At 73.0% G+C, this 16748-nt stretch carries 15 protein-coding genes; 5 read left to right on the top strand and 10 right to left on the bottom strand.

Translation table 11 applies throughout. The features are described from left to right. Positions 1–2: 2 nt before the first annotated feature. The gene (locus ABZT87_RS28685) at positions 3–863 is read right to left on the bottom strand and encodes an RNA methyltransferase (RefSeq protein WP_354858433.1); all 861 of its coding nucleotides are present in this window, start codon (positions 861–863) and stop codon (positions 3–5) included. Between the two features lie 86 nt (positions 864–949). Between ABZT87_RS28685 and ABZT87_RS28680 the strand changes: the two genes are divergently transcribed. Next, a complete protein-coding gene (locus ABZT87_RS28680) occupies positions 950–2782 on the top strand; it encodes a thiamine pyrophosphate-requiring protein (RefSeq protein ID WP_355139488.1) in 1833 nt (610 codons plus the stop codon). Positions 2783–2792: 10 nt separating this feature from the next. Here ABZT87_RS28680 and ABZT87_RS28675 read toward each other — a convergent pair whose 3' ends face one another. The 4 genes from ABZT87_RS28675 to ABZT87_RS28660 all read right to left on the bottom strand — a co-directional run bounded on the left by ABZT87_RS28675 (position 2793) and on the right by ABZT87_RS28660 (position 7721). Next, on the bottom strand, positions 2793–4994 hold the full coding sequence (locus tag ABZT87_RS28675) for a transglycosylase domain-containing protein (protein ID WP_355139376.1): 2202 nt from the start codon (positions 4992–4994) through the stop codon (positions 2793–2795). Positions 4995–5187: 193 nt separating this feature from the next. After that, entirely contained in the window at positions 5188–5955 is a 768-nt protein-coding gene (locus ABZT87_RS28670) for a hypothetical protein (RefSeq protein ID WP_354861717.1), read from the bottom strand. A gap of 180 nt (positions 5956–6135) precedes the next feature. Then, complete coding sequence (locus ABZT87_RS28665) at positions 6136–7242, bottom strand: SPFH domain-containing protein (RefSeq protein WP_355139374.1); 1107 nt, start codon at positions 7240–7242, stop codon at positions 6136–6138. A 5-nt stretch (positions 7243–7247) separates the two neighbouring features. Further along, positions 7248–7721 (bottom strand): NfeD family protein, encoded by a 474-nt coding sequence (locus ABZT87_RS28660; protein ID WP_354861713.1) that lies wholly within the window; start codon positions 7719–7721, stop codon positions 7248–7250. 121 nt (positions 7722–7842) lie between these two features. Here ABZT87_RS28660 and ABZT87_RS28655 point away from each other — a divergent pair, with 121 nt between their 5' ends. After that, complete coding sequence (locus ABZT87_RS28655; protein ID WP_355139372.1) at positions 7843–9156, top strand: serine hydrolase domain-containing protein; 1314 nt, start codon at positions 7843–7845, stop codon at positions 9154–9156. A gap of 106 nt (positions 9157–9262) precedes the next feature. Here ABZT87_RS28655 and ABZT87_RS28650 read toward each other — a convergent pair whose 3' ends face one another. After that, complete coding sequence (locus tag ABZT87_RS28650) at positions 9263–10075, bottom strand: DUF3097 domain-containing protein (protein WP_355139370.1); 813 nt, start codon at positions 10073–10075, stop codon at positions 9263–9265. A gap of 258 nt (positions 10076–10333) precedes the next feature. Here ABZT87_RS28650 and ABZT87_RS28645 point away from each other — a divergent pair, with 258 nt between their 5' ends. Further along, a complete protein-coding gene (locus ABZT87_RS28645; RefSeq protein WP_039908695.1) occupies positions 10334–11128 on the top strand; it encodes a hypothetical protein in 795 nt (264 codons plus the stop codon). Positions 11129–11250: 122 nt separating this feature from the next. Here the strand turns inward: ABZT87_RS28645 and ABZT87_RS28640 are convergent, their stop codons facing one another. From ABZT87_RS28640 to fabG, 4 genes are all read right to left on the bottom strand, one after another. Further along, positions 11251–12030, bottom strand: coding sequence for an HAD-IIA family hydrolase (locus ABZT87_RS28640; RefSeq protein ID WP_354861708.1), 780 nt, complete (start codon positions 12028–12030; stop codon positions 11251–11253). Continuing rightward, a complete protein-coding gene (locus tag ABZT87_RS28635) occupies positions 12023–13075 on the bottom strand; it encodes a ferrochelatase (protein ID WP_355139368.1) in 1053 nt (350 codons plus the stop codon). Before ABZT87_RS28635 ends, ABZT87_RS28640 begins: the two co-directional genes overlap by 8 nt. Positions 13076–13175: 100 nt before the next feature. Then, positions 13176–13943, bottom strand: a complete 768-nt coding sequence (fabI, locus tag ABZT87_RS28630; RefSeq protein ID WP_355067142.1) for an enoyl-ACP reductase FabI — start codon at positions 13941–13943, stop codon at positions 13176–13178. Positions 13944–13977: 34 nt separating this feature from the next. Beyond that, positions 13978–14682: a 3-oxoacyl-ACP reductase FabG gene (gene fabG, locus ABZT87_RS28625; protein ID WP_354861702.1), complete on the bottom strand. Its 705-nt coding sequence runs from the start codon at positions 14680–14682 to the stop codon at positions 13978–13980. 155 nt (positions 14683–14837) lie between these two features. Between fabG and ABZT87_RS28620 the strand changes: the two genes are divergently transcribed. Together ABZT87_RS28620 and ABZT87_RS28615 are read left to right on the top strand one after the other, a co-directional pair. After that, positions 14838–16067 carry a histidine kinase gene (locus ABZT87_RS28620; RefSeq protein ID WP_355067141.1) on the top strand — a complete coding sequence of 410 codons (1230 nt, stop codon included), beginning with the start codon at positions 14838–14840 and terminating at the stop codon, positions 16065–16067. Further along, entirely contained in the window at positions 16064–16726 is a 663-nt protein-coding gene (locus tag ABZT87_RS28615; protein ID WP_354861699.1) for a response regulator transcription factor, read from the top strand. Before ABZT87_RS28620 ends, ABZT87_RS28615 begins: the two co-directional genes overlap by 4 nt. The last annotated feature ends 22 nt before the right edge of the window (positions 16727–16748 follow it).

The following is a 16748-nucleotide window of genomic DNA, read 5'->3' as shown; positions in this document are numbered from 1 at the left end:
GGTCATGCAAGCGGATCGTCGCGACCCAGTTCCCAGAACGCCACCGCCGCCGCGGCGGCGACGTTCAACGAGTCCACGCCGCGTCGCATCGGGACGACCACCCGCACGTCGCTGGCCGCCTGCGCCGCCGCGGTGAGACCGGGACCCTCGGCGCCGAGCAGCAACGCCGCCCGCGCGCGCTGCGCCGGGGTCAACCGCTGAATGGGTACGGCGTCCGGCGCCGGCGTCATGGCGAGCACCGTGAAGCCCGCCTCGCGTACCTCGTCGAGGCCGGTGGGCCAGCGTTCGAGCTTGGCGTACGGCATCGCGAAGACCTCGCCCATGCTGACCCGCACACTGCGCCGGTAGAGCGGATCGGCGCAGGACGGCGACAGCAGCACGGCGTCGATGCCCAGCGCGGCGGCGCCCCGGAAGATCGCGCCGAGGTTCGTGTGGTTGTTGACGTCCTCCAGGATCACCACCCGGCGCGCGGCGGCGAGCACCTCGGCCGCCGTCGGCAGCGAGCGGCGGTGGAACGACGCGAGCACCCCCCGGTGTACGTGGAAACCGGTGGCCCGTTGCAGCACGTCCTGGGTGGCGGCGTAGACGGGCGCGTCGCCGGTGTCCAGGTCGGCGAGCTGGTCGACGCGCTTGGCGTCGACCAGGTACGACCGGGCCGGATAGCCGGCGCGCAGCGCCCGGCGCAGCACCAACTCGCCCTCGGCGATGAACAGGCCGTGCGGAGGCTCCCAGCGGGTGCGTAGCTCGACGTCGGTGAGCGCGCGGTAGTCGGCGATCCGGTCGTCGTCGGGGTCGGTGATCTCGTGGACGGGCACCCGCCGATTCTGCCGGACGGCCGACCCCCGCTCCGGATGGCCGCCCAACGGGGTGTTTTGTCCGGTCGAGACGGGGAACGACCGGTGGAATACCGGACCCGACGGGAAGGACCAGCCAGGTGAGCGCAGACCACATGGCACCGGGCGAAGCGGGCGCGCTGCCCCGGCGACCGACCGTCGCGGACCACATCGTCTCCCGCCTGTTCAGCTGGGGCGTGCGGCGCTACTTCGGCTATCCCGGCGACGGCATCAACGGCATCACCTCCGCCCTGCAACGCACCAACGAGCGCGCCCAGTTCGTCCAGGTCCGGCACGAGGAGACCGCCGGCTTCGCCGCCTCCGCGCACGTCAAGTACGGCGGCGGGCCGCTGGGCTGCGCGCTGGTGACCAGCGGGCCCGGCGCCATCCACCTGCTCAACGGCCTGTACGACGCCAAGCTCGACCACCAGCCGGTGGTCGCCCTCGTCGGGCACACCGCGGTGACCGCCGAGGGCGGCGGCTACTACCAGGAGGTCGACCTCCTCGCCCTCTACAAGGACGTCGCGGCGGCGTTCCTGGCCCAGCTCGACCACCCGGCGCAGGTGCGTCACCTCGTCGACCGGGCGTGCCGCACGGCGCTGTCCCGGCGTACCGTCACCGCCCTGGTGCTCCCGTCGGACCTGCAGGACGAGCCGGCCATCCCGGACCCGCCGCACGCGCACGGCTACTACCACACCAGCAACGTGCCGAGCAGCACGCCGACCATTCCGCCGCAGGCCGACCTGCGCCGCGCCGCCGAGGTGCTGCGCGGCGGCGAGCGGGTGGCCATGCTGGTCGGGCAGGGCGCGCTCGGCGCGCAGGACGAGGTCCGCGAGATCGCCCACCGGCTCGGCGCCGGGGTGGCAACCGCGCTGCTCGGCTTCACCGTCGTCGACCATCGCGAGCCGTGGGTGACCGGCGCGATCGGGCTGCTCGGCACCCGGCCCAGCTGGCAGCTCATGACCGGCTGCGACCGGCTGCTGATCGTGGGCAGCAACATGCCGTACTCGGAGTTCTACCCGCCACCCGGTCAGGCCCGCGCGGTGCAGATCGACCTGGACGGCACCCAGCTCGGGCTGCGCTACCCGACCGAGGTGAACCTGACCGGCGACGCCCGTCCGACCCTGCGGGCGCTGCTGGACGAGCTGGGCCCCGGCCCCGGGCCGACCGCCTGGCGGGCCGAGATCGCCGAGACCACCTCGGCTTGGCGGCGCGTCCAGCGCGACCTGGCCGCGCAGACCGCCGACCCGGTCAACCCGCAACTGCTGTTCACCACGCTCAGCGACCGGCTCCCCGACGACGTGATGCTCGCCGTGGACTGCGGCACCGCGACCGCCTGGTACTCCCGGCACGTGCAGGTCCGGCCCGGGATGCTGGCCAGCCTCTCCGGCACGCTGCTGTCCATGGGTGGCGCCATGCCGTACGCCCTGAGCGCCAAGTTCGCCCACCCGGACCGGCCACTGGTCGCGCTGATCGGCGACGGGGCGATGCAGATGAACGGCGTCAACGAGCTGATCACCGTGGCGAAGTACTGGCGCGGCTGGGCCGACCCGCGGTTCGTGGTGCTGGTGCTCAACAACCGGGACCTGGCGTTCGTAAGCTGGGAACAGCGCTCCAGCGAGGGGACACCGATGTTCCCGGACAGCCAGCAGCTGCCGGACATCGGCTATCACCAGTGGGCCCAGGTGCTCGGGCTGCACGGAGAGCTCATCGACGCGCCGGAGCAGGTGCCCGGCGTCTGGGAGCGCGCGCTGACCGCCGACCGGCCGGTCGTCATCAACGCGCTGGTCGACCCGGCCGAGCTGATGCTGCCGCCGCACTTCACCGCCGAGCAGGCCCGCAAGACCGCGGCGGCGGTGCTACGGGGCGACACCGACTGGGCCGGCATCATCCGCCGCGGCCTCCCCGCGACGATCGCCAGCTACCGCCCCCGCCGCCGCGAGCGCTGACCCCGCCGGGTCAGCCGCGCCGGTCGAGCCAGCGTTGCAGGGCCGAGCGCGGGTCCTGGCCCTGGGTGGGCTGCTGGCGCTCGGGGACGGCGGGGCGCTCCACCGGGCGGCGGGGCTCGCCGGCCAGCTCGCGGCTCGGCGCGACGAACGCCATCTCCGGCTGACCCTTCACCGCCGTGGCGATGACCCGGGCGACCGCGTCGATCACCTTGCTCTGCACCGCCGAACCCACCGAGTCGGCGGGGTCGTCCGGGTTGGCGGCGATGCCGGCGACGGCCACCTGCGGGGTGAAACCGACGAACGTCTCGGTGGCGTTCTCCTCCGAGCTACCCGTCTTGCCGGCCACCGGCCGACCGCCGAGGATGTCGTTCACGCCGGTGGCGGTGCCGCCGTTGCACTGCCCGTACGGCGACTGCTGGCCCACCGGGCAGCGGGCCGCATCGGTCGCGGCGCGCGCCACGTCGGCGTCGAGGACCCGCTTGCAGGACGGCTGGCCGACCGGCACCGTCGCGCCCTTCGCGTCGGTCACCGAGACCACCGGCACCGGCGTGCAGTAGGTGCCCTCGGCGGCCACCGTGGCGTACGCGTTGGCCAGGTCCAGCGGGGTGGTGGCGGCGACGCCCAGGGTGAACGACCCCCAGTTCGCGGCGTTGTCCTTGGCGAAGGCGGCGTCCGTGTCGGCGCGGAAGGTGATGCCCAGCCGCTGCGCCATCTCCACCACCTTGTCCTGGCCGACCTGCTCGGCCAGCCAGACGAAGTAGGTGTTCACCGAACGGCCGAAGCCGTCCCACATCATCCGGTACCCGTCCATCCAGTCCGGGTTGGCGTTCGCCGGGCACCAGCGGCCGTCGCAACTGCCCGGCCCCTCGGCGGCGTACCGGGTGGGCAGCTTGGCGGGCGCGTCGAACCCGGTGGAGAGGGTACGGCCCGACTCCAGCGCGGCGAGCATGGTGAACAGCTTGAACGTCGAACCCGCCTGGTAGCCGTCGACACTGGCCCCACCGGAGATCAACGGGTTGACGGTGTTCGGGTAGTTCGCCTGCCCGGCCGGGTTGTCGGCGAGGCTGTAGTGCCGGTTGACCGCCATCGCCAGCACCCGACCGGTGCCCGGCTGCACGGCCGCGATCGGCAGGGCGCGCTTGTTGTCGTACCCGTACACCTTGGTGGCCTGCTGCTGCGCGGTGGCCTGGACCTGCGGATCGAGCGAGGTGACGACGGTGTAGCCGCCCGAGCGCAGGGCCTGCTCGCGCTCGGCGGTGGTGGCGCCGAAGGCCGGCTGGGTCAGCCACCACTGGCGCAGGTAGTCACAGAAGTAGCCCCAGTCGTCGTGGCCCTGGGCGACGGCGGTGCAGCCGTTGGGCTGCGCGGTCGGGTGCAGGGTCAGCGGCTCCGCCTTGGCCTGCGCGGCCTGCGCGGCGGTGATCGCGCCGGTGGCGGCCATCGAGTCCAGCACGTACGACCGGCGGGCCAGCGCCTCGTCCTTGTCGCCGCTGATCGGGCTGTACGCGTCCGGGGACTGCACCAGGCCGGCGAGCAACGCCGACTCGGCGAGGGTCAGGTTCGCCGGCGGCTTGCCGAAGTAGCGCTGGCTGGCCGCCGCGATCCCGTACGACCCGGAGCCGAAGTAGGCGATGTTCAGGTACCGGTTGAGAATCTCGTCCTTGCCGAGGCTCTTCTCCAGCGCGCCCGCGTACCGGATCTCCTGGAGCTTGCGGCCGACGGTCGGGTCGGTGGCGGCGGCGCGCTCCTGCGGCGTGCGGGTGGGGTCGGTCTTGAGCACGTTGCGGACGTACTGCATGGTCAGCGTGGAGCCGCCCTGCTCGGTGCCGCCGCCCTTGACGTTGGCGACCAGCGCTCGGGCCAGGCCCCGCAGGTCCGCGCCGCCGTGGTCGTAGAACCGCCGGTCCTCGGCCGCCACGATCGCCTGCCGCATCACCGGGGCGATGTCCGCCAGCGCGACGTCGGTGCGGTTCACGTCGTAGAACGTGGTGAGCAGCGTCTTGCCGTCGTTGGCGTAGAGGTACGAGCGCTGCGGGGTGGCCGGGGTCTTCAGCGAGGCCGGCAACGCGGCGTACGACCCGATCGCGGCGCGCGCGGCGAACCCGACCAGCAGGTTGCCCGGGAGCGCGGCGACGGCCAGGGCGAGCCCGGCCAGCACGCCGGCGAGCAGCACGGTGAACAGCCGCGACAGCGGCGAGCGAGAGGCGGCCATGCTCCCCAGGATTGCCACAAAAACCGCCAACCGACCACCCCCGCCTCCCAACTGTCACCAACTTCACGGCCCCCGCCCAGCACCCGCCCAGCCCCCGGCCCGCGTTGATCATGAAGTTATTGCCACGACACGCCGAGGCCGAAGGCAATAACTTCATGATCAACGGCAGCGGGAGGACGCCCGCGCGGGCGCTTCAGGGGTTTGGGGTGCTCAGGCTGGCGTTGGCGGCGTCTCGGGCGGTTTCGCGGGGCATCAGGCGGCCGGAGCGGTAGCCGATGCCGATGCCGGCGATCAGCACGAAGATCGCGCCGAACGTCTGTAGCGAGCCGATCAGGGCACCTCCCAGGCCGAGCAGCGGTGCGGCGATGATCAGCATGATTCCGTCGCCGAGGCTGAAGGTGCCCGAGCGGGCCACCGCCCACCCGGTGAGGAACCAGCCCACGCTGTAGAACGTCGCGCCGAGCAGGACCAGCGAGCGCGCGGTGGTACCGAAGACCGGCGTCTGCTCTTCGAGCCCGGCGAAGGGCAGCATCAGCACGGTGCCGGCGATGCTGATCAGCAGGCCGGCGGCGGCCACCCGGCGGCTGCGCGTGGCGGCCAGCAGGCCCGTGAGGGCCAGGAGCGCGAGCAGGCCGAGCCAGACCGCGGCCACCCAGCCGATCAGATACACGGCCCGGCCGTCGGCCGGATAGGGGTCGTTGCCCACCCCGCCGTCGCTGGCCATCGCCACCGCGCCGTAGAGAATGGCGTACGCGGGCAGCAGCCACACCGCGGCCCGCGCGAACCGGCGTACCGACCAGGCCCAGCTGGCATTCGTGGCCGGGGCGCCCGGGGTCGGCTCGCCCACGAAGGGCAGTACGCCGAATCCTCCACCGGTGCTCCGGGAGCCCAGTGGGGCGACCGGGTCGTGCGCGCCGGGCACCGGGGCCGAGGACCACATCCGATTCGCCGGATCCTTCATGCGTCACCTCGCTCGTCCGCGAGCGGTGCGAGACGCGCCGGGGCGCCCCGATTGCCTGGTCACCACCCGTCCTAGGACCGATCGTGGCAGGCATCGGAGCGCCCCATGAGCATTTTTCGCATTAAGGCCGTGGGCCGGAGCCTCCGTTCGAGGCTCGCCCTGTCCGGCCGACGTGCCGGATCAGCCGCGCTCGCGCTGGTCGGCCGGGTCCTCGGTCAGGCTGGCCGGGGCGACCGGCTCCGGCGCGGGCAGCCCCTGCGGCTTGTTGCCGCCGGTGGCCTGCGCCTCGGCGACGCGTACCTCGTCGTGGATCTGCTGAGCGGCGTCCGCCGCGGCCTGCGCCGCCTCCGCGGCCTCGCGCTCCACCTGGCTCGCGTGGTCGGCGGCCTCCGGCGCGGGAAGGTCCCCGACCATCTGGCTCAGCCCACCGAGCGCGCCACCCATCCCCTCCAGGGCCTTGGTCAGCTCGGCCGGGATGATCCAGACCTTGTTGGCGCTGCCCTGGGCGATCTGCGGGAGGGCCTGCAGGTACTGGTAGGCGAGCACCTTCTGGCTCGGGTTCGCCTGGTGGATCGCGTCGAAGACCGTCCGGATCGCCTTCGCCTGACCTTCGGCCTGCAGGATCCGGGCCTGCCGGTCACCGTCGGCCCGCAACACCGCCGACTGCTTGTCACCCTCGGCGGTGAGGATCACCGACTGCTTGTGGCCCTCGGCGGTCAGGATCGCCGCACGGCGGTCCCGCTCGGCGCGCATCTGCTTCTCCATCGAGTCGCGGATGCTGGCCGGCGGCTCGATCGCCTTGATCTCGACCCGGGTCACCTTGATGCCCCACCGGCCGGTGGTCTCGTCGAGCACGCCCGAGAGGTGCCGGTTGATCTCGTCCCGGCTGGTCAGTGCCCGCTCCAGGTCCAGGGAACCGATCACGTTACGCAACGTGGTGACTGTCAACTGCTCGATGGCCTGGAGGAAGCTGGAGATCTCGTAGGTCGCCCGGACCGAGTCGACCACCTTGAAGTACAGAACCGTGTCGATCGAGACCACCAGGTTGTCCGAGGTGATCACCGGCTGCGGCGGGAAGCTGACCACCTGCTCCCGCATGTCGACCTTGGTGCGAACCGCGTCGATGAACGGCACCAGCAGGTTGAGGCCGGGATTGAGGGTGCGCTTGTACTTGCCGAGTCGTTCCACCACGTCCTGGCGCTGCTGCGGCACGATCCGCACCGCCTTGGCCAGCGTTATCACGGCGATCAACGCCACCGCGATCACCAGCACCCCGACTGTTGTCATCCCGTTCACCCTCTCGCTTCCGGCAAGTCGCCGGCGGAAGAAACATCGTCCTGCCAGACCAGGGCGGTCGCGCCCCGGACCTTAATCACCCGAACCCGCTCGCCGGGCTCGAAAGTCTGCGTCGTGTCGTACGGCCGGGCACTCCACAGCTCCCCGTCGATCTTGACGAGGCCACTGTCGGCGTCCACCCGCTCCAGCACCAGCGCCGTGGAGCCCTCGATCGCCTCCACGCCGAACGGCTGTTCGCCGCTCTCCAGCGCCGAACGGCGGTGCCGCTTGATCACCGGTCGCGCCACCACCAGGCTCAACGCGGACACCACCGCGAAGACCAGGGCCTGCACGGCCACCGGCGCACCCAGAGCGGCGGCACCGGCGGCGGCGAAGGCGCCGAGCCCGAACATGATGAGAAAGAGGGTCGTCGTGAAGATCTCGGCGACCGCCAGCACCACACCCAAAACGATCCACACCACGGCGTCCACCCCCTGATCGTGACACGCAAACGCACGCGCGACCTCCCCCCGAAGATCAGTAGGCTCGGCCAGGCCCCTTTCCGGCCCGCCGAAACGCCACCGACCAGCGGCCCGACCCCAGGAGATCCCCTTGACGCTGCTGCCCGAGACCGCCCGGCAGATCGACGCCCGGGTCGCGCAGGCCCAGGCCGACGGCCACACCCCGTCGCTGGTGCTGGGCGTGGTGTGCGACGGCACGCTGGCGCACCTGGCCACCGCCGGCGCGCACCCCCGCCCGCACGCCGACCTGCAGTACCGGTTGGGCTCGATCAGCAAGACCATGACCGCGACCCTGATCATGCAGTTGCGCGACGCGGGCCGGCTCGCCGTCGACGACCCGGTGGAGCGCCACCTGCCGGGCACCAGCGTCGGCGCGCTCACCCTGCGCCAACTGCTCGCGCACGCCAGCGGCATCCAGCGCGAACCCGAGGGCGACTGGTGGGAACGGGCCGCCGGCGTCGACCTCACCACCCTGCTCGCCGGGGTCACCCCCGACAAGATCGCCTACCCGCCGCACCTCACCTACCACTACTCCAACCTGGCGTACGGGTTGCTCAGCGGCATCCTCGAACGACTCACCGGGACGCCCTGGGCCGACCTGCTCAACGAGCGGATCCTCACCCCGCTGGGCCTGCGCCGCACCACGTACGCGGCCAGCGAGCCGTTCGCCCGTGGCTACGTCGTGCACCCCTGGCACGACACTCTGCGCGAGGAGCCGCGTACCGACACCGGGGCGATGGCCCCGGCCGGGCAGCTCTGGTCGACGATCGAGGACCTGGGCCGCTGGGCGGCGTTCCTGGCCGACCCCGACCCGTCGGTGCTGGCCCCCGAGACGCTTACCGAGATGTGCTCGCCCGTGGTGATCAGCGATCAGGAGTCCTGGAGACACGGCCACGGCCTCGGGGTGGAGCTCTTCCGGGAAGGCGACCGGGTGTACGTCGGACACGGCGGCTCCATGCCCGGCTACGTCGCGTCGCTGGCCGTGCACCGGCCCAGCCGCACCGCTGTCGTCGGCTTCGCCAACTCCTACGGTTTCCGTACCGGCCACATCGGCGGGCTGGGCCGGCAACTGCTCACGCTGGTGCTGGACGCCGAACCCGCCCCGGTCACCCCGTGGCTGCCGGCCACCGCCCCGCCGCCGGCCGAACTCGCCGAGCTGACCGGCCGCTGGTGGTGGATGGGCACCACCATCGAGGTGTACGCGGACGCAGCCGGCGACCTGCACGCCGGCCCGGTCGGCGCACCGAACCTCCGGTTCGTTCCCGAGGGCCCGGACCGCTGGCGGGGTCGGGCCGGTGGGCAGGACGGCGAAATCCTCACGGTGCGCCGCGACGGACAGGGCCGCGCGGTCGCGCTGGACATCGCCACCTTCGTCTACACCCGCAGCCCCGACCAGGAGCCCTGAGAACCGCCCGCCCGTCGCCCCGGCACGCCGCCGGGGCGTCGGGCGTCGGGCGTCGGGCGTCGGGCGTCGGGCGTCGGGCGTCGGGCGTCGGGCGTCGGGCGTCGGGTCAGGCTGGCTCGGTGACGAAGTCGATGAGGCGTTCCATGGCGTTGATCAGGGGGGTCTCCACGTCGGCGAAGCTGTTCACCCGGGACAGGATGTGCCGCCACATGTCGGCCGGCTCGGCCACCCCGAGGGCCGCGCAGACCCCCTCCTTCCACGGCTGCCCCGGCGGCACGACCGGCCACGCCGCGATACCCAGCGCCGCCGGTTTGACCGCCTGCCAGACGTCCACGTACGGGTGGCCGGTCACCAGCACGTACGACGAGTTGACCCGGGCCACGATGCGGCTCTCCTTGCTGCCCGGCACCAGGTGGTCGACGAGCACGCCGAGTCGTCGGGTCGGGCCGGGGCCGAAGTCGCGTACGTCGGCGTCCAGGTCGTCGATGCCGTCCAACGGCTCGACCACCACGCCCTCGATCCGCAGGTCGTCGCCCCAGATCCGCTCGACGAGGGCGGCGTCGTGGATGCCCTCCACCCAGATCCGACTGGCCTTGGCCACCTGGGCGCGAACATTGTCCACCGCCACCGAACCGGACGCGGTACGTCGGCGGGCCGCCGGCACCGGCGCGCGGCTCGGGCGGCGCAACGTCACCGGCCGGCCGTCGAGCAGGAACGCCGCGGGCAGCAGCGGGAAGTTGCGTCGCCGGCCGCGCCGGTCCTCCAACACGACCGCGCCGGCCTCGAAGCCCACCACCGCACCGCAGAACCCGGAGTCGGCGTCCTCCACCACGAGATCCGGTTCGGCGTCCACCTCGGGGGTGACCTTCCGCCGCCGCCAGTCCCCCGCCAGCACGTCCTCGCCGTATCGCCCCGCCATGTCGATCACGCTAACGCCCCCACCAGCACCCCGCCCCCCGACACACCGCGCCACCCCATCGAGGTCTGCGGCTGCGCCAGCGCTCAGGGAGGTACGCGGGACGGGGTCGCAGCGCCGCGCCCCGGCGGCTGACGGTCAACCGCGGATCAGCGGGCCGCGCTGCGGGCGCGGATCGGGCGAAGGGGGCAGTTCGGGGCAGGCAGGGCGGCCGGAGCGGCAGTCGAGACACGGCCACCGATGACCACGTACCCTTTCGGCATGTCCACCCCCGCAACGGGCGCGGCCACGCTTGCGCCGCGCCGGTCGAGCCGGTTCGTTGCCTGGGTGCGCGCGTGGCGCGCCGGGCTGGTGCCGTACGACGAGGTCGCCGACGCCATCGCCGGTGACGAGGAGCACCTCGTTGCGGACGCCCCCGGCACCTGGACCGACGTCCCGCTGGGCGCCGCGCTGCCCACCCTGGCCAAGCTCTCCCCCGACGAGATCCGTCTGGTGCTGCCCGCGCCGGGTGACCCACGGGGTCTGCCCGGTCCCGGGGACTTCGCCGGGGCGGCCCTGGTGGCGGGCGAGGCGGTGGTGGCCGGTGGGCTGGGTCTGATCCCGCAGGTGCGCAGCCACACGTCCGGCTCGGGGGACTGTTTCGAGACGGTGCTGTGGCGGGTGTACCCGCTGCCGGCCAACGCCCCGGCCGCCTCGCTGTCGCTGCCCGGCGCCGCCGAGGCGGAGGCCGAGCTGGCCGCCGCGCTGGCCGAGACCACCGCCGCGCTGACCCGGCTCGACGTGGCCCAGTGGCGGCCCGAGTTGGCCGGAGCGCTGGCCGCGCTGCGCCGCCCGGACGGCGCCACCGACCTGCCACCCGGCTTCGACCCGCGGGCCCGCCGGCTCTTCGCCCGGGCCGCGGTGCTCGACCGGGTGCTCGCGCTGGCCGGGCACGCCGCCCCCGGTGGGGCGATCAACAACTACGAGGCCCAGCAGCGCGACGCCGCGCTGCGCCCGCTCACCACGGCCTGCCGGCAGGCGCTGGTCGCCGCCTGCAACGCCCCGCTACGCCCCTGACCCACGCCGCCCGCGATCATCGCCCGCGCCGGGCATGATCGCGCTCGATCCAGGATGTCGTGGCTCCGGCGCGCACGGGCACTACATCCATGTTCGAGCGCGATCATCAGCGCGCCGCGCGGTCAGACCTCGTCGAGCAGGTCGGCCACCGAGTTGATGATCCGGGACGGTCGGTACGGGTAGCGCTCCGCCTCGGTACGGCTGCTGATGCCGGTGAGCACCAGGATGGTCTCCAGCCCGGCCTCCAGACCACAGAGGATGTCGGTGTCCATCCGGTCGCCGATCATCGCGGTGGTCTCCGAGTGCGCGTTGATGGTGTTCAGCGCGGAGCGCATCATCATCGGATTGGGCTTGCCGACGAAGTACGGCTCCACCCCGGTCGCCTTGGAGATCATGGCGGCGACCGAGCCGGCGGCGGGCAGCGCGCCCTCCACCGACGGGCCGGTCACGTCGGGGTTGGTGCAGATGAACCGGGCCCCGTCGTTGATCAGCCGCACCGCCTTGGTGATCGCCTCGAAGCTGTAGGTGCGGGTCTCGCCGAGCACCACGTAGTCTGGGGCGAAGTCGGTGAGCACGTAGCCGACCGCGTGCAGCGCGGTGGTCAGGCCGGCCTCCCCGATGACGTACGCGGTGCCACCCGGCCGCTGGTCGGCGAGGAACTGGCCGGTGGCCAGGGCCGAAGACCAGATCGACTCCTCCGGCACGTCCAGACCCATCCGGCTCAACCGGGCCGTGAGGTCCCGCGGGGTGTAGATCGAGTTGTTGGTCAGCACCAGGAACGGCTTGCCGGAGGCGCGCAGCCGGTTGACGAACTCCGGTGCGCCGGGCACCGGCTGGCCCTCGTGCACCAGCACACCGTCCATGTCGGTGAGCCAGCTCTGCACGGGCTTGCGGTCATGCATCGGTGCTCCCAGCGGGCGTCGGACGGCGGGTCGGTACGCAGCACACGGTCGGGCAGGTGTCCCACATCGGCAGGTCGCCGAGGCGACGACGCAGCTGCGCGCCGTCCGGGTCGGTCCGCTCGGTGACCAGCTCCCGGACCATGGTCACGAAGCGCGGGTCGGTGCCCGGGGTGCCGGCCCGGACGAAGTCCAGGCCGAGTTGCTTGGCCGTCTCCAGCGCCTCGGTGTCGAGGTCCCACACGACTTCCAGGTGGTCGGAGACGAACCCGATCGGGCTGACCACCACGCTGGTGGTGCCGCCCTCGGCGAGGGTGCCCAGGTGGTCGTTGATGTCCGGGTCCAGCCACGGCACGTGCGGGGGGCCCGAACGGCTCTGCCAGACCAGGTCGTACGCCAGGTCGGGGGCGGCGGCAGCGGCCACCAGCGCGGCGGCCTCCCGCAGTTGCGCCTCGTACCGGCCGCCGTGCGGGCCGGCGTTGGCCGCCATCGAGGTGGGGATGGAGTGGGCGGTGAACACCAGCCGGGTGGTGTCCCGCAACGCCTGGTCGAGCTGGCCCAGCGCGGCACGGACGGCGTCGATGTGCGGCTCGATGAAACCGGGGTGGTCCCAGAACTGGCGGATCTTCTCGATCGCCGGGGCGTCCGGGCCGACGGCGGCGCGGGCGGCGGCGATGTCCTCCTGGTACTGCCGGCAGGACGAGTAGCCGCCGTACGCGCTGGTGACGAAGGCCAGCGCCCGGGTCACCCCGTCGTCGCGCATCTGCGTCACGGTGTCGGCGAGCATCGGGTCCCAGTTGCGGTTGCCCCAGTAGATGGGCAGGTCGAGACCGTGCGCGGCGAAGTCGGCGCGGACGGCCGCCAGCAGCTCACGGTTCTGCTGGTTGATCGGGGACACCCCGCCGAAGTGCTGGTAGTGCTCGGCGACCTCGGCCAGCCGCTCGGGCGGCACGCCTCGGCCGCGGGTCACGTTCTGCAGGAACGGCATCACGTCCTCGGGCCGTTCGGGCCCGCCGAAGGACACCAGCACCACCGCGTCGTACGCCATGGGGTCATTCTCGCCCCTCGGCCGCGGCGGCCCGGCGACGCCCCCTGGTCCGGACGCGTAGATCACGCGGACGGCGACCAGGGAGCGTCGCGGCGCAGCGTCAGGAACCGACGGCGTGGTAGCCGCCGTCGACGTGGACGATCTCGCCGGTGGTGGCCGGGAACCAGTCGGAGAGCAGCGCCAGGCAGGCCCGGGCGGCCGGCTCCTGGTCGGTGAGGCTCCAGCCCAGCGGAGCCCGCCCGGCCCAGGCCTCCTCGAACTGGTCGAAGCCGGGGATCGACTTCGCGGCGATGGTACGCAGCGGCCCGGCGGCCACCAGGTTGCTGCGGATGCCCTGCTTGCCCAGGTGCATGGCGAGGTAGCGGGACGCGGACTCCAGGCCGGCCTTGGCCACGCCCATCCAGTCGTAGACCGGCCACGCCTTCGTCGCGTCGAAGGTCAGGCCGACCACCGCGCCGCCGGCCGACATCAGCGGCAGCGCCGCCATGGCCAGCGACTTGTACGAGAAGGTGGAGACGTGCAGGGCGGTCGCCACGTCCTCCCAGGGGGCGTCGAGGAAGCCGCCGCCGAGGCAGCTCTGCGGGGCGAAGCCGATCGAGTGCACGACGCCGTCGAGACCGTCGACGTGCTCCCGTACCCGGTCGGCGAGGCTGGCCAGGTGCTCGGTGTTGGTCACGTCGACCTCGATCACCGGCGCGGGCTCGGGCAGCCGCTTGGCGATCCGCTCGACCAGGGAGAGCCGTCCGAAGCCGGTCAGCACGACCTGCGCGCCGTTCTCCTGAGCGAGTTTCGCCACCGAGAAGGCGATCGAAGCCTCGGTGATCACACCGGTGACGAGCAGCCGCTTACCGGCGAGCAGTCCGGACATGCAGGGTTTCCTCCGTACGTTGTCGAAGCGCTGGTCAGTGGCCCATGCCGAGGCCGCCGTCGACCGGGATCACGGCGCCGGAGACGTACCCGGCGCTGTCCGAGGCCAGCCAGGTGACCACGGCGGCCACCTCGTCCGGGCTGGCCATCCGGCCGGCCGGGATGGACTTGCGGATCTCCGCCTTGCGGTCGTCGCTGAGGCTGGCGGTCATGTCGGTGTCGATGAAGCCGGGCGCCACCACGTTCGCGGTGATGTTGCGGCTGCCCAGCTCCCGGGTGATCGAGCGGGCCACGCCGACCAGGCCGGCCTTGCTGGCGGCGTAGTTGACCTGACCCGCGCCGCCGGAGAGACCCACCACCGAGGAGATGAAGATCATCCGGCCCCACTTGGCCCGCAGCATCTTGCCGGAGGCCCGCTTGGCGACCCGGAACGCGCCGGTGAGGTTGGTGTCCAGCACACCGGTGAACTGCTCCTCGGACATCCGCAGCAGCAGGGTGTCGTCGGTCATGCCGGCGTTGGCGACCACCACCTCGACCGGACCCAGCTCGGCCTCGACGGCGGTGAACGCGGCGTCGATCGAGGCCGCGTCGGTGACGTCGGCGCGCACGCCGAACAGCCCGTCGGGGGCATCGCCGCTGCGGTGGGTGACCGCCACCCGATCGCCCTGCTTGGCGAAGGCCTGCGCGATGGCCAGGCCGATCCCCCGGTTACCCCCGGTCACCAGCACGGTACGGGCCACGGTTCCCCCTTGCGAATGGTCAGCACGGACGCGTCGGAGCCTAGGCGTTACCGGCAGGTAAGCGCTAACGGGAGCCGCGTCACACCGTGGTACGACACCGGGATCAACCCCTGGTGGCACGCCCCGTGATGGGCTCTGCCCGTACCCTCCGGGTGGTGAACCGGCAACCGATCGCCGTGGCCCTGCGGGCGTTGCGGCAGACCCTGTGGGGCCCGGACGCCCCGCCCGGTCGACCGCTGCTGGCCCGCTGGCCCCGGCTCGCCCGACCCGCCGCCCCGGTCGGGCTGCTCGCCGCGCTCGGCCTCTTCTGGATCACGCTCACCGTGGAGAGCAACTGGGGTCTGCCGGTTCCGATCGCGGTGCTGTTCGCGGCGCTGACCGTGGCGCCGCTGCTGGCGCTGCCCCGGCGTCCGCTGCTGGCCTGGCGGCTCACGGTGCTGGCCCTGCTGGTGTGCACGTTCAACGCCCCGGCCGACCTGCCCGGACCGTGGACGCCGCCGCTGGCGCTCGGCTCGGTCGCGGTGGTCGCGGTCGTCGTCGCGCGGGTCGACCGGCCGGTGCTGGCCTGGGTGGTGGCGATCACCGCGGTGCCGGTGCTCACCCTGGTGCGCGCGGAGAACCGGGCCGCCGTCCTGGCGCTGCTCGGCGCGCTGGCGATCGTCGGTGACCTGATCCGGCGCAACCGGCTGTCCCGGCGGGCGCTGGCCGCGCAGACCGAGTTGAGCGAGCGGGAGCAGGAGCGCCGCGCGGTGCTGGAGGAGCGCACCCGGATCGCCCGCGAACTGCACGACGTGGTGGCCCACCACATGTCGCTGATCGCGGTGCAGGCCGAGACCGCGCCGTACCGGCTGACCGACGTGCCGGCGCCGGCCGCCGCCGAATTCGCCGCCATCGCCGGCTCGGCCCGCGACGCGCTGACCGACATGCGGCGGCTGCTGGGGGTGCTGCGCAGCGAGGCCACCGGTCCGCAGACCGCTCCGCAGCCCGACCTGACCGACCTGGGCCCGATGGTGGACGCGGCCCGTCGCGCCGGGCTGCCGGTGACCCTGGACGTCGACCCGCTGGGCGACGGGCGGGTGCCCGCGCCGGTCGGGCTGGCCGCGTACCGCATCGTGCAGGAGGGGCTGGCGAACGCGGCCCGGCACGCGGCCGGCGCCGCGGTGCGCGTCACCGTCCGCGCCCGCCAATCCGGTCTGGGAGTACGCGTCGAGAACTCCCCGACCGACGCCCGACCGACCGCCGACGGCAGCCCGGGGCACGGGCTGACCGGCATGCGGGAGCGGGCCACCTCACTGGGCGGTACGTTCACCGCCGGGCCGCTGCCCGACGGCGGTTACGCGGTGGCGGCCGAACTGCCGTACGAGCCGGAGAGCGGAGACGCATGATCAAGGTGCTGATCGCCGACGACCAGGCGATGGTCCGGCAGGGCTTCGGCGCGTTGCTCGCCGCCCAGCCGGACCTGCTCGTGGTGGGTGACGCCGCCGACGGCGCGCAGGCCGTCGCCGCCGCCCGCCGGCTCGACCCGGACGTGGTGCTGATGGACGTGCGGATGCCGGTCATGGACGGGCTGGAGGCCACCCGCAAGCTGCTGGGCGACCGATCGGCGCAGCGCCCCCGGGTGCTCATCCTCACGACGTTCGACCTGGACGACTACGTGTACGAGGCGCTGCGCGCCGGTGCCAGCGGCTTCCTGCTCAAGGACGCGCCGGCGGCCGACCTGGTGCAGGCGGTGCGGGTGGTGGCGGCCGGGGACGCGCTGCTCGCCCCGGCGGTGACCCGCCGACTGATCGCCGAGTTCGCGGCCCGCCCGGACCGCCGCCGACCCCGCCCCACCGACCTGGCCGGGCTCACGCCCCGCGAGACCGAGGTGCTGCGGTTGATCGCCCGGGGGCGCAACAACGCGGAGATTGCCGGTGACCTGGTGGTGGCGGAGCAGACCGTGAAGACGCACGTGGGGCGGATCCTGGCCAAGCTGGGGCTGCGCGACCGGGCCCAGGCCGTGGTGCTGGCGTACGAGACGGGTCTGGTCGCCGCCGGCGAGTAGTCCCACAGGGCCAGCCGGGAAA

Origin of the sequence: Micromonospora sp. NPDC005237 (assembly GCF_040607775.1) — a bacterium.
GTDB lineage: Bacteria > Actinomycetota > Actinomycetes > Mycobacteriales > Micromonosporaceae > Micromonospora.
Note: the sequence above shows the minus strand (reverse complement) of the source record. Positions and strands in the feature narration are given on the sequence as shown.